This window comes from Acidovorax sp. (genome assembly GCF_021287135.1).
Classification (GTDB): Bacteria; Pseudomonadota; Gammaproteobacteria; order Burkholderiales; family Burkholderiaceae_C; genus Acidovorax.
This window is the reverse complement of record NZ_JAJTBB010000009.1, coordinates 51,691-64,331: the sequence shown is the minus strand read 5'-3', so window position 1 is coordinate 64,331 and position 12,641 is coordinate 51,691. Positions and strand designations below refer to the sequence as shown.

Sequence of the window (12,641 nt, the reverse complement as noted above, 5' to 3'; positions counted from 1 at the left end):
CGCAGCGCGCAGCGCTGCGAGAGAAGGGGGAACGCGCGCAGCGCCTCAGGGCCCCCGATACTGCTGCGGCGGTGGCTGTCCCCCGGGCCTCGCGCGGGACGCCGAGCAAGGGCCGCCCCGCAGCGAGGGCGTCGTCCCCCTTCCCGCAGCGCGTAGCGCTGCGAGAGAAGGGGGAAGGCGCGCAGCGCCTCAGGGGGATGTCTCATCAATACCTTCCGACAATGGTGGAGATGCGCAGGATGGAGTTGTCCCCGTCCAGCACCTGGGCGTCCACGCGGCGAAAGCTCGGGTTGGGCGTGGGGCGCACGATCATGGCCACCGTGAGCTGGCGCCCCGCCTGCTGGCAGGTGACCGTGCTGTCGCCCACGCTGGGCATCTGGCGCGACAGGCGTGTGTAGACCAGCTCGTTCTCGGCACACAGCTGGGCCAGCACGATGTCGCTTTGGCGCAGTGCATTGCGGGTCAGGGCGGTGGTGGCCTGCAGCCCGGCCATGAGCGCGATGGCCACGATGCTCAGGGCCACCAGCACCTCGACGAGGGTGAAGCCGCGGTGCCGGGGCAGAGGCTGCGCGCGGCGGTGCAGGCGTGGGGTGGGGTTCACTGCTGGGGCTCGACGGTAAAGGGCCGCACGCCATCGGTGGCCACCCGCAGCGTGCGTTCCGGGTAGGACTGGTGGCTGATCAGCACCTGCTGCGGGCCGATCAGCGGCTCCGGGCCCAGCACCAGCACGGTGGGCGCACGCACCACGGTCCCGGCGTCCAGCCACTGGTGGGGCAGGGCCGCCTGGGCGCTGGGCGGCAGGCCTTCAAAGCGGAATCCGCCCGCTTCGGCGCGCCACCGCACGGGCAAGCCGCCCGCTCGGGCCTGCGCCCGTGCCGATTCCAGCAAAGCGGCCAGCCGCGCGGCTTCGCGCTCGACCAGGGTCTGGCCGCTGTCCCGCAGCGCCAGCCCCACCCCGGCCGTGGCCAGCGCGATGATGCTGATGACCACGAGCAGCTCCAAAAGCGTGAAGCCCCCCTGAGCCGCTGCGCGCTCGGTGCCGCCGCCAGAGGCGGCAGCTCTTCGATGCCGTCCAAGCCTGCGCAGGCAGGCTTGGAGCCGCGGCATCCGCGGCATCTCAGCCCCCACGGGGGGGGGCCACCCGCGGGCTGGCAAAGCCAGTTCCGCAGTGGCACGGGCCTGGGGCCGCGCGGGTTTCATGCGCCTGGGACGTGGCGGGACTGGGGGGTCACTGCCAGCTGCCGATATCGGCGTCCTTGCCCTCGCCGCCCGACTGGCCGTCCGCGCCGAACGACATCACGTCGATCTCCCCCTTGATGCCGGGGTTCAGGTATTGGTAGGGACGGCCCCAGGGGTCGTTGGGCAGCTTTTCCAGGTAGAGCTTCCAGTTGTTGGGCACCGGCCCGGACGTGGGCTTCACCACCAGGGCCTGCAGGCCTTGCTCGGACGTGGGGTAGCGCTGGTTGTCCAGGCGGTACAGCTTGAGCGCCTGCATGATGTTGGTGATGTCCGTGCGTGCGGCCGTCACGCGGGCATCGTCGGCACGTTCCAGCACGTTGGGCACGATCAGCGCGGCCAGCACGCCAATGATGACCAGCACCACCATCAGCTCGATGAGGGTGAAGCCCTTGGCCAGGCTGCGGCGGGCTGAGCGCACGAGGAGGGGGAGGGAGGTGTTCACTGCGGCAGTCTCGCGAAAGGGGAAGGTCGAATCGCGTGAATCATAATCTCCGCATGGTGACCAATACGTACAGCAAATGGGGCGTGCGCCTGGGGACTCTGGCGCTGTGGGCCGTTGCAGGCGCCAGCGTCGTGTTCTGGGGGCTGCGCCTGTCGGCACCGCCGGCGTCCGGCATGGCGCCGGTGGCGGCGCCGGCCCCGCTGGCCCCCGATGCGCAGGCGCTGGCGCGGCTGCTGGGAGCGGCGCCCGCCCAGGCGGCAGCGCCCTCGGCGGCGCCGGTAGCGCCGCTGGCCAGCCGCTTCATGCTGGTGGGGGTGCTGTCGGGCCGCAACAGTGGCGGGGGCGCGGCGCTGATCGCCGTGGACGGCCAGCCCGCCAAGCCCTACCGGGTCGGTGCCGTGGTCGAGGAGGGGTTGGTGCTGCAGGCGCTGGGGCCGCGCCAGGCGCAGCTGGGCGCCACCGCGGACGGCCCTGCCGCCGTGACCCTGGACATGCCGCTCAAGCGCTGAGGCGCCGCGCAGCCACCAGGTCGACCTGCTGCCAGGCGCCCCAGGCAGGCGCGGCCACCGGCCAGTCTTGCGAACGGGGCAGCACGCCGGGGCCTTGGGCCAGCAGCCACGTCACGCAGCGGATGACGCCGGCGTGGGTGATCCAGACCACATCACGTTCCCTTTCCGGTGCGCCGGATGCGGCCCCGGCCGGTAGCCGGGCGGTGTGCTGCAAGGCGGCCGCCACCCGCGCCAGCATGGCCTGCAGGGGCTCGCCGCCGCCGGGCGCGTGGTGGGGAAAGGCGGCTGTCCAGGCGTCGATGGCGCTGCGGTCCACGGCGTCCCAGGCCAGGCCCTCCCAGCCGCCAAAATCCATTTCGCGCAGGCGTGCATCGGGCTTTGATGCCAAATCGGGCCGCAGCGCTTGCAGCGCTTGCGCAAGGTGCTCACATCTTTGTAGCGTTGAATGCCACACCTTGGCCCCCGCCGGCAGCGCATCAGCCAAGCGCCGGGCCGCGTGGCGCGTGGCCTGCGCATCCGCGGGCACGTCCAGCGCCCCGTAGCAGGTGCCGGGTGCCACCAGCGGCTGTGCGTGGCGCACCAGCCACAAGCGGGGGCCGGCGGGGGCGGTGGCCACGGCCGCCATCACACCCAGCGCAGGGCCAGCGCGGCGCCCAGGTAGAAGCCGATTTCGCTGACCTGCTGCGTCGCGCCCAGGCAATCGCCCGTGAAGCCCTGCAGCCGGCGCGCGAACCAGCGGGCCATCCAGGCCGCGGCCATGCCGCTCAGGCCGGCGGCTGCTATCAAAAATGGAGCTGGCTGCGCCCATCCCACCAGCGCCAGCGGCACAAGACACCAGGCCAGTGCCACGGCCAGCGCGCCGGCCGAGATCTGGTCCGCCAGCGGCTTGCTTTTGGAGCGGGCCGTGTCCCCCACATGCGGCAGGCCGCGCACGATGAGCAGCGGCCAGAAGCGGGACAGCACGTGCCCCCCCGCCAGCGCCAGCAGCGCCGCCTGCAGGCTGTGGGCGCCCAGCAGCGCCAGCAGGCTTGTCTTGGCCAGCAGCGCCAGCACCAGGGCCATGGCGCCGAAAGCGCCCAGGCGCGAGTCCTTCATGATGTCCAGCGCCCGTTCGCGGTCGGCCGCGCCGCCCAGCCCGTCCACCACGTCCGCCAGGCCGTCCTCGTGGAAGCCGCCGGTCATCCACACCGTGGCCACCGTGCAGAACACGGCCGCCACCGCCGGTGCCAGCGGCTGCGGCGCGAGCGCCGCGTGCAATGCGGCATAGACCCCCGCCGACAGCAGGGCCGCCAGCCAGCCCACGCCCGGAAAGTGCGCAGCGCTCGCGCGCAGCATGGCCGGGCTGTACCCCACCCACGCCGCCAGCCGGCCCGTGACCGGGATGCGGGTGAAGAACTGCACGGCCAGCAGGTAGTGGCGCAGGGCTTGCACGGTGGTTCAGTTTGCTATTGTTTTGATAGCTTCTGGCGCTTGATGGGTAAGCGCTGGAGGCTGATTTTGTGCCTCATCCGGCTATTTGGAGCGCAGGAACAGGCGGTAGGCCGGGTTGTGTGTCTCTTCCACGCAGGGGTAGCCCAGCGTTGCCAGGAAGGCGTCGAAGGTGGCAGCGTCTTCCGGCGGCACCTGGATGCCCACGAGGATGCGGCCGTAGTCCGCGCCCTGGTTGCGGTAGTGGAACAGGCTGATGTTCCAGGTGGGCTGCATCAGGCTCAGGAACTTGAGCAGCGCGCCCGGCCGCTCGGGAAAGGTGAAGCGCAGCAGGCGCTCGTCCTGCGCCAGCGCCGAGTGCCCACCCACCAGGTGGCGCAGGTGTTCCTTGGCCAGTTCGTCGTGGGTCAGGTCCAGCGTCTCGAAGCCCTGGCGGGCGAAGTTCTTGGCGATCTTCTCCGACTCCCCCTTGCCGTGGGTGGCCAGCCCCACAAAGACATGCGCCCGGGCGGCGTCGCTGATGCGGTAGTTGAACTCAGTCACGTTGCGCGGGCCGCCGGGCAGGCTGCCCACGGCCTCGCAAAAACGCCGGAAACTGCCGCGTTCCTCGGGGATGGTGACGGCGAACAGCGCCTCGCGCTCCTCGCCCACCTCGGCGCGTTCGGCCACGAAGCGCAGGCGGTCGAAGTTCATGTTGGCGCCGCACAGGATGGCGGCGTAGGTCTCGCCCTTGGTCTTCTTCTCGGCCACATACTGCTTGATGGCCGCCACGGCCAGGGCGCCCGCGGGCTCCACGATGCTGCGCGTGTCCACGAAGATGTCCTTGATCGCGGCGCAGACGGCGTCGGTGTCCACGATCACGAAGTCGTCCACCAGGCCGCGGGCCACGCGGAAGGTTTCCTCGCCCACCAGCTTCACGGCCGTGCCGTCGGAAAACAGGCCCACATCGGCCAGTGTGACCCGCTCCTGCGCCCGCACCGACTGGGCCATGGCGTCGGAATCGTTCATCTGCACGCCGATCACCTTGATCTCCGGGCGCACGGCCTTGATGTAGTTGGCCACGCCCGAGATCAGCCCGCCCCCGCCGATGGCCACGAACACGGCGTCCAGCTGGTGGCTGCCCAGGCTTTGCAGCTGGCGCAGGATCTCCATGGCGATGGTGCCCTGGCCGGCAATCACGTCCGGGTCGTCAAAGGGGTGGACGAAGGTCAGGCCTTGCTCCTGCTCCAGCGTCACCGCGTGGCCGTAGGCATCGGAATAGCTTTCGCCAAACAGCACCACCTCGCCGCCCAGCGTCCGGACGGCATCCACCTTCAGCTGGGGCGTGGTCGTGGGCATCACGATCACGGCGCGGGAGCCCAGCTTGTGGGCGCTCATCGCCACGCCCTGGGCGTGGTTGCCCGCCGAGGCGCAGATCACGCCCCGCTGCAGCTGCTCGGCCGAGAGATGGGCCATCTTGTTGTAGGCCCCCCGCAGCTTGAAGCTGAAGACGGGCTGCTGGTCCTCACGCTTGAGCAGCACCTTGTTGTGCAAGCGGCGGCTGAGGTTCTTGGCGGGCTCCAGCGCCGACTCCAGGGCCACGTCATAGACGCGGGCGGTCAGGATCTTCTTCAGGTAATCGGCGGGCGTGAGGTGCAGGGTCATGGCAGGCAGGTGAGGCCGCCCGGGGCGGCGGGGGCACATCATAGTGGAGGGGCGCCACAGGGGCAGGGCGCTGGCGGGGCGCGGCCCACGGGCGGCCGGGCCAAAAAAAAGCCCCGGGCCGTGAGGCCTGGGGCTAATCCATCCTTTGAGGAGATGGAGGAGACAATCGGAGCGGGCGAGAGCCTGAGGCCCCTGCCATCTGCGCAATCGTTTTCTATTCGATTGGCAGCGCATGGGCGAAGTGTAGCGCGAGACTTGCTGCGATGCAGCAAAATCTTCATCGAATCGGATCGCCGGCACCAAACCGTGCGAAAAAAACCACGTATCACCTGGAGAACACACCAATGGAATGCACAGTCAGCTGGACCGGCGGCGCGGGAACCCGCTCCGGCATGGGGTTTGTTGCCGAGACCGGCAGCGGCCACATCCTGGCCATGGATGGCGCGCCGGATGCGGCCAATCCGGCCAACGGCGGCCAGAACCTGGCGCCCCGTCCCATGGAGACCGTCCTGGCCGGAACGGGGGGGTGCACTGCCTACGATGTGGTGCTGATCCTCAAGCGGGGCCGGCACGACGTGCGGGGCTGCTCGGTCAAGCTCACCTCCGAGCGTGCCGATACCGACCCCAAGGTCTTCACCAAGATCCACATGCATTTCACCGTCACCGGCCGCGGCATCCCGCCCGCAGCCGTCGAGCGCGCCATCGCCATGAGCCACGACAAATACTGCTCGGCCAGCATCATGCTGGGCAAGACGGCCCAGATCACGACCGGCTTCGAGGTCGTGGAAGGCTGAACCGGCCGGGCCTGCTGCCGGGGTGGCTGCGGGCCCTGCGAGCGCAGAGCCTAGGGATGCTCAGCACGAATCGAGCGGTAAGTGTGCGCTGCGGCTCGGGAGGGGCTGCAAGGCGCAAAACGCAGCAGTAGCCGCAGCAGTAGCCGCAGCTATTGCGAGGATTTGCAACGCAGCAGACTGCCCGAGGCCGCAGATGCACGCGGCGCGACGATTCGTGCAGAGGATCCCTAGAGGTAATGGGCCGTGGTTGTCATCACCTTGGCGGCCGCCCGCATGGCCGCGCGGGCGGGGCGGGGCAGTTCCAGCGCGCCGGCTGTCCGGGCCTGCGCCGCGTGCCGTTCCTCATCCTCCTTCATGCGCGCCACCACCGCGCGCGAGGCCGCGTCCTGCTCGGGAAGGCGTGCCAAGTGGCCGCGCAGGTGCGCCGCCACCTGGTCTTCTGTCTCGGCCACGAACCCCAGGCTGGCGCGGTCGCTGACCTTGGCCGCCACCACGCCCAGGACAAAGGCGCCCGCAAACCACAGGGGGTTGAGCACGCTCGGCCGCGCCCCCAGCGCGTCCAGGCGCTGCCGCGTCCAGGCCAGATGGTCCGTTTCTTCCCGCGCTGCGGCCAGCAGGTGGTCGCGCAGCTGCGGGTCCTGGGTGACGGTCGCCTGCCCGGTGTAGAGCGCCTGCGCGCACACCTCTCCCACATGGTTGACGCGCATCAATGCGCCCGACAGCTGCTTCTGCGCCGGGGCGAGCGTGCCTTCGGCGATCCCGTGCGCGGGCGTGCGTTCGTGGGCCTGGGGCGCAGCGAACAGCGTGCGCAGGGCGGTGTCGGCGGCAATCAGCAAGGAGTCCATGGGGGCTTTCAAGAGCGCCAAAGGCAAAGAAACAAAATTTTCACCTTGATACAGGTGGCGGGCGCAGGGCTGCTGCCCGCCCGGCGGGCGATCCGGCGATTTTGCCGGGCCTCCCGGAAATGTTGCAACACTGCAACGATTTTCCCCTTTCGGCCCATTTGTGGGTGAATTCCTTTGCGAAACCCGGCCGGGTCTGGTGCAATAAGAGCAACTTCCCCACCAGGAGGTTGGCCCGGGGAACCGGCGGGACTGTGCAGGTGCTTCACCATAGACCCCCCGTACCGGCGCCCTATGTTTAACCTTGGAGTAACTCGCAATGAAAAAATCCCTGATTGCCCTGGCTGTGCTGGCTGCTTCCGGCGCTGCAATGGCTCAATCTTCCGTGACCCTGTTCGGCGTGGTTGACGCAACCTACGCTTACGGTTCCGGCAGCGTCGCCAACAAGTCCCAGCTGACCAACTCCGGCTACAACAGCAGCCGTCTGGGCTTCCGCGGCGTGGAAGATCTGGGTGGCGGCCTGTCCGCTTCGTTCTGGCTGGAAGCTGGCCTGAACAACGACAACGGTACCGGCGGCGTTACCAACACCAACAACCAAGCAGCTACCAGCACCGGCGGCGGCCTGGTGTTCAACCGTCGTTCGACGGTTAGCCTGAACGGCGGCTTCGGTGAAGTGCGTCTGGGCCGTGACTACACCCCCCAATTCTGGAACCTGACCGTGTTCGATCCGTTCGGCACGAACGGCGTGGGCACCACCCAAACCCTGAACTCCAGCCTGGGCGGCCCCACCACCATCCGCGCTTCGAACGCCATCGGCTACTTCCTGCCTGGCAACCTGGGCGGTTTCTACGGTCAAGCCCAGTACTACATGGGTGAAAACCTGAGCAACACGGCCAACAAGAAGGACGGCAACGGCCTGGCAGCTCGTGTTGGTTACGCTAACGGCCCCATCAACGCAGCTCTGGCTTTCTCTGAAACCAAGTACCTGGCTGGCAACATCAAGTCCTGGAACCTGGGTGGCCAATACGATCTGGGCATGGCCAAGATCATGGCTCACTACAGCGAAGACAAGATCAGCGGCGGCAACGACGGCAAGGGCTTCCTGATCGGTGGTCTGGTGCCCGTGGGCGCTGGCGAAATCCGCCTGGCTTACTCCACCTACAAGGTTGACACCGTCGGTGCCGATCCCCGTACCAACAAGATCGCTCTGGGCTACGTGCACAACCTGTCCAAGCGCACGGCTCTGTACGCTACGTACGCTCACGTGAACAACAAGAACGGCGCTGCTCAAGCTCTGAACGGTGCTGTGACCGGTGTGAACGACAACTCCAACGGTTACGACTTCGGTATCAAGCACAGCTTCTAATATCGATGGCTGGCTCACGCCAGCTGTGGATACCAAAGCTTCAAAAGCCGCCTTCGGGCGGCTTTTTTTATGGCCGTTTCATGGGTGATCGGAACGCAAGCCATGCTTCGGCGCGCTTGAGAGGGACTCTGTATGGATGTAACCCGGGAAACATGCGTGCAGCGGTGTGGGCACTTTTCCCTTCGGTGCGAGGGTTTGGCGGCGTTGTACGTTCGCCGCTTTGGTGCACGCCGCCTGGCACCATCCTTGCGTTCCCGGAAGCCCTGGCCGCCCTGGAGGGAGGCCCTTCGCACTGTCCGGGATTCAGGGATTTCCCGTTGGTTAGGGTGCAACGTTTACTGCATAGTAAAACTTTCAACCGAGAGGGCTCCATGAAACTCAAGTACAGCTTGCTGTCTGTAGCCGCAGCCGTGGCATTGCTCGCAACCCCGGTGGTTTATGCCAAGCCCTTCAAATGGGCCAGCCAGGGCGAAATTTCCACCTGGGACATCCATTCGCAGAACAATGCGCTGCAGAACGGCCTCCATGCCAACGTGTATGAGAGCCTGGTGTACTACAACAGCAAGACGTTTGAAGTGGAGCCGGTGCTGGCGACGGCCTGGAAGGAGATCAGCCCGACCCAGGTGCGCTTCACTCTGCGCCAGGGGGTGAAGTTCCACGACGGATCTGCGTTCACCGCCGACGATGCAGTGTTCTCCATCCAGCGTGCCATGGCCAAGACCTCCAATTTCACGCCCTACACCGTGGGCATCAGCAAGGTGGCGAAGGTGGACGCCAACACAGTGGACGTGTTCCTGTCCGCGCCCAACCCGGTGCTGCTGCGGCAGATGACCGAGCTGCGCATGATGAGCAAGGCCTGGGCCGAAAAGAACAAATCCGTGGAGCCCAAGGACATCAAGGGATCGGACGAAAACTTCGCGCACCGCAATACCATGGGCACCGGGCCGTACACGCTTGAATCGTGGCAGCCGGATGTGAAGATGGTCTTCAAGCGCAACCCCAACTGGTGGGGCAAGATGGACGGCAACGTCACGGAAATCGTCTACACCCCCATCAAGTCTGCCGCCACCCGCATCGCGGCTCTGCTGTCGGGCGAGGTGGACATGGTGCTGGACCCCACGCCCCAGGATCTCGGACGCTTGCGGTCCAACCCGGACCTGAAGGTGATTGACGGTCTTGAGAACCGCACCATCTTCCTGGGCATGGACCAGTTCCGCGAGGAACTACCCGGCTCCAACATCAAGGGCAAGAACCCGCTCAAGGACGTGCGCGTACGCAAGGCCCTGTACCAGGCCATCGATGCCGACACGATCTCGCGCAACATCATGCGCGGCCTGGGCAAGCCCACCGGCACCATCATTGCGCCGCAGGTCGCCGGCTACACCGAGGCCGTGGGCAAGCGGTTTCCCTACAGCGTGGACGCCGCGAAAAAGCTCCTGGCCGAGGCCGGCTATGCCGACGGGTTTGAAGTGGACTTCGCCTGCCCCAACAACCGCTACATCAATGACGAAGCCATCTGCCAGGCCGTCACGGCCATGTGGTCGCGCATCGGGGTGAAGGCCAAGCTGCGCACGCTGCCATTGGTCAACTACTTCCCGATGATTCAGCGCTACGAAGCGAGCATCTACATGCTGGGTTGGGGCGTGCCCACGTTTGATGCGCTGTACAGCCTGCAATCGCTGGTACGCTCCGTGGGCCAGGGTGGCGACGGCAACTACAACGTCGGGCGCTACAGCAACCCGCGCATGGACTACTTGGTGGACCGCATCAAGGTGGAAACGGATGCGCCGGTCCGCAGCCGCATGCTCACGGAAGCGCTTCAGCTGTCCAACGACACCGTGTCGCATATTCCGTTGCACGACCAGGTGATCCCCTGGGCCATGAAGAAGAACATCGAGGTCGTGCACCGGGCCGACAACCGCGTGGACATGCGCACGGTCAAGGTGAATTGACGGTTTCCAGACACACTGGCAATCTGTGCGGAGAGCAAGGGCGCACAACCTTTGCTCTCCTTGGTTTTTTTCAACCGTTTGACGTATCGTTGACTGGCGCTCCGCCATCACAAGTGGCACACACGCTTTTTCACCGAACCCTTAGCTGACTTTCCGAATGCTCGCCTTTATCCTGCGCCGCCTGATCCAGGCAGTGATTGTCATGGTCACGGTGGCCTTTATCTCCTTCATGCTGTTCCAGTACGTCGGAGACCCCGTGGTGTTCCTGCTGGGCCAGGATGCCACCCCCGACCAGATCCGCGAGTTGCGCACTGCGTTGGGGCTCGACAAGCCGTTCTTCGTCCAGTTCTGGCATTTCCTGGTGAACGCCGCCCAGGGCGAATTCGGCCTGAGCCTGCGCCAGGGCGCCAAGGTGTCCCGCCTCATCGCCGAGCGTTTCCCGGCGACGCTGGAACTCGCCCTGGTGGCCGCCGTGCTGGCCTTGGTGATTGGCGTGCCCATGGGGGTGTATGCGGCGCTCAAGCGCGGCACGTTCACCAGCCAGGTCTTCATGACCTTGTCGCTGCTGGGCGTGTCGCTGCCGACGTTCCTGATCGGCATCTTGCTGATTCTGGTGTTCTCCGTCACCTTGGGCTGGTTCCCCAGTTTCGGCCGTGGCGAGGTCGTGCAAGTGGGGTGGTGGAGCACCGGCCTGCTCAAGGCCAAGGGCTGGTACCACATTACGCTGCCAGCCATCACGCTGGCCATCTTCCAGCTCACGCTCATCATGCGGCTCGTGCGCGCGGAAATGCTGGAAGTGCTGCGCACCGACTACATCAAGTTCGCCCGTGCCCGCGGCCTGTCCAACCGGGCCATCCATTTTGGGCATGCACTCAAGAATACGCTGGTGCCGGTGATGACGATCACGGGGCTGCAGCTGGGCGGCCTGATTGCCTTTGCCATCATCACCGAGACCGTGTTCCAGTGGCCTGGCATGGGGCTGCTGTTCATCCAGGCCGTCACCTTTGCCGACATTCCGGTGATGGCGGCGTATCTGTGCCTGATCGCGCTGATCTTCGTGGTCATCAACCTGGTGGTGGACCTGTTGTACTTCGTGGTGGATCCGCGCCTGCGGGTCGGCAAGGCGGGAGGCCACTGATGCAGGCGCCTCGACTGAAAGCGGGCGGACGCGCCTTTGCGCACATCGCGCAGTTCCATCCGGAGTTGACCGCCCTGCGCCGGGACTTGCATGCCCACCCCGAGCTGGGCTTTGAAGAGATCTACACCGGCAACCGCGTGAAAGAGGCCCTCAAGGTGTGTGGCGTGGACGAGATCCACGACGGCATCGGACGCACGGGCATCGTGGCGGTGATCCGGGGCCGCAGCACCTCCAGCGGCAGCATGGTGGGACTGCGTGCCGACATGGACGCGCTGCCGCTAGCGGAGCACAACGATTTTTCCTGGAAGTCCTGCAAGTCCGGGCTGATGCACGGCTGCGGCCATGATGGCCACACCGCCATGCTGGTGGGCGCGGCCCGCTACCTGGCCGAGACGCGCAATTTCGACGGCACGGCCGTCCTGGTGTTCCAGCCGGGTGAAGAAGGGCTCGCGGGCGCGCGGGTCATGATGGAAGACGGCCTGTTCGAGCGCTTCCCGGTGCAGTCGATTTACGCCATGCACAACTGGCCCGCGATGAAACCCGGCACCGTGGGGCTGAACTCCGGGCCCATGATGGCCGCGGCAGACCGGTTCACCATCGAGATCACCGGCCGTGGCGGACACGGGGCCCATGCCTACCAGACGGTGGACGTGGTGCTGGTGGCGGCGCACATCATTACAGCCGCGCAGAGCATCGTGTCGCGCAACGTGCGGCCCATCGAGAGCGCCGTGCTCAGCATTTGCGCCGCGCAAGCGGGGGACCTGGGCGCCTTCAGCGTGCTCCCTGGCACCGCGACGCTGGTTGGCACCGTGCGCACCTTCGACCCGCAGGTGCAGGAAATGGTGGAAAAGCGCCTCAAGGAACTGTGCAACGCCATCGCCCTGGGTTTTGGCGCCACCGCCACGGTGCACTATGAGCGCATCTACCCCGCCACCATCAACAGCGAGAGCGAGGCGCTTTTCGCGGGCAACGTGGCCGAGTCGCTGGTCGGCGCCGACCATGTGGTGCGCGACCTGGAACCCAGCATGGGGGCCGAGGACTTTGCGTTCATGCTCCAAACCCGGCCGGGCGCCTACCTGCGCATCGGGCAGGGCACCGGCGCAAGCGGCAGTGCGTTGCACAACAGCCGCTACGATTTCAACGACGACATTCTGCCCCTGGGCGCGGCGCTGCACGCCAGCCTTGTCGAGCAGGCCATGCCGCTGCCGGCCGCGTGAGGGCGCGGCTTCGTCCTCATCGTTCTTTTCTTGCATTTCACCTTGCGTTGTCGCACCCGTTTTCACACCA

13 protein-coding genes are annotated in these 12,641 nt (G+C 66.6%); 6 read left to right on the top strand and 7 right to left on the bottom strand.

All coding sequences use genetic code 11. The features are described from left to right. Nucleotides 1-205: 205 nt before the first annotated feature. From gspI to gspG, 3 genes are all read right to left on the bottom strand, one after another. Nucleotides 206-601 carry a type II secretion system minor pseudopilin GspI gene (gene gspI, locus LWW96_RS02065; protein WP_291484008.1) on the bottom strand — a complete coding sequence of 132 codons (396 nt, stop codon included), beginning with the start codon at nt 599-601 and terminating at the stop codon, nt 206-208. After that, on the bottom strand, nt 598-1,086 hold the full coding sequence (locus LWW96_RS02060) for a prepilin-type N-terminal cleavage/methylation domain-containing protein (RefSeq protein ID WP_291484021.1): 489 nt from the start codon (nt 1,084-1,086) through the stop codon (nt 598-600). Before LWW96_RS02060 ends, gspI begins: the two co-directional genes overlap by 4 nt. Before the next feature lie 142 nt (nt 1,087-1,228). Continuing rightward, nucleotides 1,229-1,681, bottom strand: a complete 453-nt coding sequence (gspG, locus tag LWW96_RS02055) for a type II secretion system major pseudopilin GspG (RefSeq protein ID WP_291484007.1) — start codon at nt 1,679-1,681, stop codon at nt 1,229-1,231. Between the two features lie 53 nt (nt 1,682-1,734). Between gspG and LWW96_RS02050 the strand changes: the two genes are divergently transcribed. After that, a complete protein-coding gene (locus LWW96_RS02050) occupies nt 1,735-2,190 on the top strand; it encodes a type II secretion system protein N (protein ID WP_291484006.1) in 456 nt (151 codons plus the stop codon). On the opposite strand, the gene LWW96_RS02045 is transcribed toward LWW96_RS02050, so the two are convergent. The 3 genes from LWW96_RS02045 to ilvA form a co-directional block, all read right to left on the bottom strand. Further along, complete coding sequence (locus LWW96_RS02045; protein WP_291484005.1) at nt 2,180-2,815, bottom strand: histidine phosphatase family protein; 636 nt, start codon at nt 2,813-2,815, stop codon at nt 2,180-2,182. The two genes, LWW96_RS02050 and LWW96_RS02045, sit on opposite strands and share 11 nt — an antisense overlap. Next, nucleotides 2,815-3,621, bottom strand: coding sequence for an adenosylcobinamide-GDP ribazoletransferase (locus LWW96_RS02040; protein ID WP_291484004.1), 807 nt, complete (start codon nt 3,619-3,621; stop codon nt 2,815-2,817). Before LWW96_RS02040 ends, LWW96_RS02045 begins: the two co-directional genes overlap by 1 nt. An 81-nt stretch (nt 3,622-3,702) precedes the next feature. Beyond that, a complete protein-coding gene (gene ilvA, locus LWW96_RS02035; RefSeq protein WP_291484003.1) occupies nt 3,703-5,262 on the bottom strand; it encodes a threonine ammonia-lyase, biosynthetic in 1,560 nt (519 codons plus the stop codon). A 344-nt stretch (nt 5,263-5,606) separates the two neighbouring features. On the opposite strand from ilvA, the gene LWW96_RS02030 reads away from it, so the two are divergent. Further along, the gene (locus tag LWW96_RS02030) at nt 5,607-6,056 is read left to right on the top strand and encodes an OsmC family protein (RefSeq protein ID WP_291484002.1); all 450 of its coding nucleotides are present in this window, start codon (nt 5,607-5,609) and stop codon (nt 6,054-6,056) included. A gap of 227 nt (nt 6,057-6,283) precedes the next feature. On the opposite strand, the gene coq7 is transcribed toward LWW96_RS02030, so the two are convergent. Beyond that, nucleotides 6,284-6,901 (bottom strand): 2-polyprenyl-3-methyl-6-methoxy-1,4-benzoquinone monooxygenase, encoded by a 618-nt coding sequence (coq7, locus tag LWW96_RS02025; RefSeq protein ID WP_291484001.1) that lies wholly within the window; start codon nt 6,899-6,901, stop codon nt 6,284-6,286. Between the two features lie 316 nt (nt 6,902-7,217). Between coq7 and LWW96_RS02020 the strand changes: the two genes are divergently transcribed. The 4 genes from LWW96_RS02020 to LWW96_RS02005 all read left to right on the top strand — a co-directional run bounded on the left by LWW96_RS02020 (nt 7,218) and on the right by LWW96_RS02005 (nt 12,571). After that, nucleotides 7,218-8,264, top strand: coding sequence for a porin (locus LWW96_RS02020; RefSeq protein ID WP_291484000.1), 1,047 nt, complete (start codon nt 7,218-7,220; stop codon nt 8,262-8,264). 371 nt (nt 8,265-8,635) lie between these two features. Further along, nucleotides 8,636-10,216 (top strand): ABC transporter substrate-binding protein, encoded by a 1,581-nt coding sequence (locus LWW96_RS02015; protein WP_291483999.1) that lies wholly within the window; start codon nt 8,636-8,638, stop codon nt 10,214-10,216. Nucleotides 10,217-10,373: 157 nt separating this feature from the next. After that, entirely contained in the window at nt 10,374-11,354 is a 981-nt protein-coding gene (locus LWW96_RS02010) for an ABC transporter permease (protein WP_291483998.1), read from the top strand. Further along, nucleotides 11,354-12,571 (top strand): M20 aminoacylase family protein, encoded by a 1,218-nt coding sequence (locus LWW96_RS02005; RefSeq protein WP_291483997.1) that lies wholly within the window; start codon nt 11,354-11,356, stop codon nt 12,569-12,571. Before LWW96_RS02010 ends, LWW96_RS02005 begins: the two co-directional genes overlap by 1 nt. The last annotated feature ends 70 nt before the right edge of the window (nt 12,572-12,641 follow it).

Coding starts and splice junctions, on each gene's coding strand:
- LWW96_RS02050 (WP_291484006.1), top strand. CDS start 1,735: ATGGTGACCAATACGTACAGCAAATGGGGCGTGCGCCTGGGGACTCTG.
- LWW96_RS02015 (WP_291483999.1), top strand. CDS start 8,636: ATGAAACTCAAGTACAGCTTGCTGTCTGTAGCCGCAGCCGTGGCATTG.
- coq7 (WP_291484001.1), bottom strand. CDS start 6,901: ATGGACTCCTTGCTGATTGCCGCCGACACCGCCCTGCGCACGCTGTTC.
- LWW96_RS02030 (WP_291484002.1), top strand. CDS start 5,607: ATGGAATGCACAGTCAGCTGGACCGGCGGCGCGGGAACCCGCTCCGGC.
- LWW96_RS02010 (WP_291483998.1), top strand. CDS start 10,374: ATGCTCGCCTTTATCCTGCGCCGCCTGATCCAGGCAGTGATTGTCATG.
- LWW96_RS02005 (WP_291483997.1), top strand. CDS start 11,354: ATGCAGGCGCCTCGACTGAAAGCGGGCGGACGCGCCTTTGCGCACATC.
- LWW96_RS02045 (WP_291484005.1), bottom strand. CDS start 2,815: ATGGCGGCCGTGGCCACCGCCCCCGCCGGCCCCCGCTTGTGGCTGGTG.
- ilvA (WP_291484003.1), bottom strand. CDS start 5,262: ATGACCCTGCACCTCACGCCCGCCGATTACCTGAAGAAGATCCTGACC.
- LWW96_RS02020 (WP_291484000.1), top strand. CDS start 7,218: ATGAAAAAATCCCTGATTGCCCTGGCTGTGCTGGCTGCTTCCGGCGCT.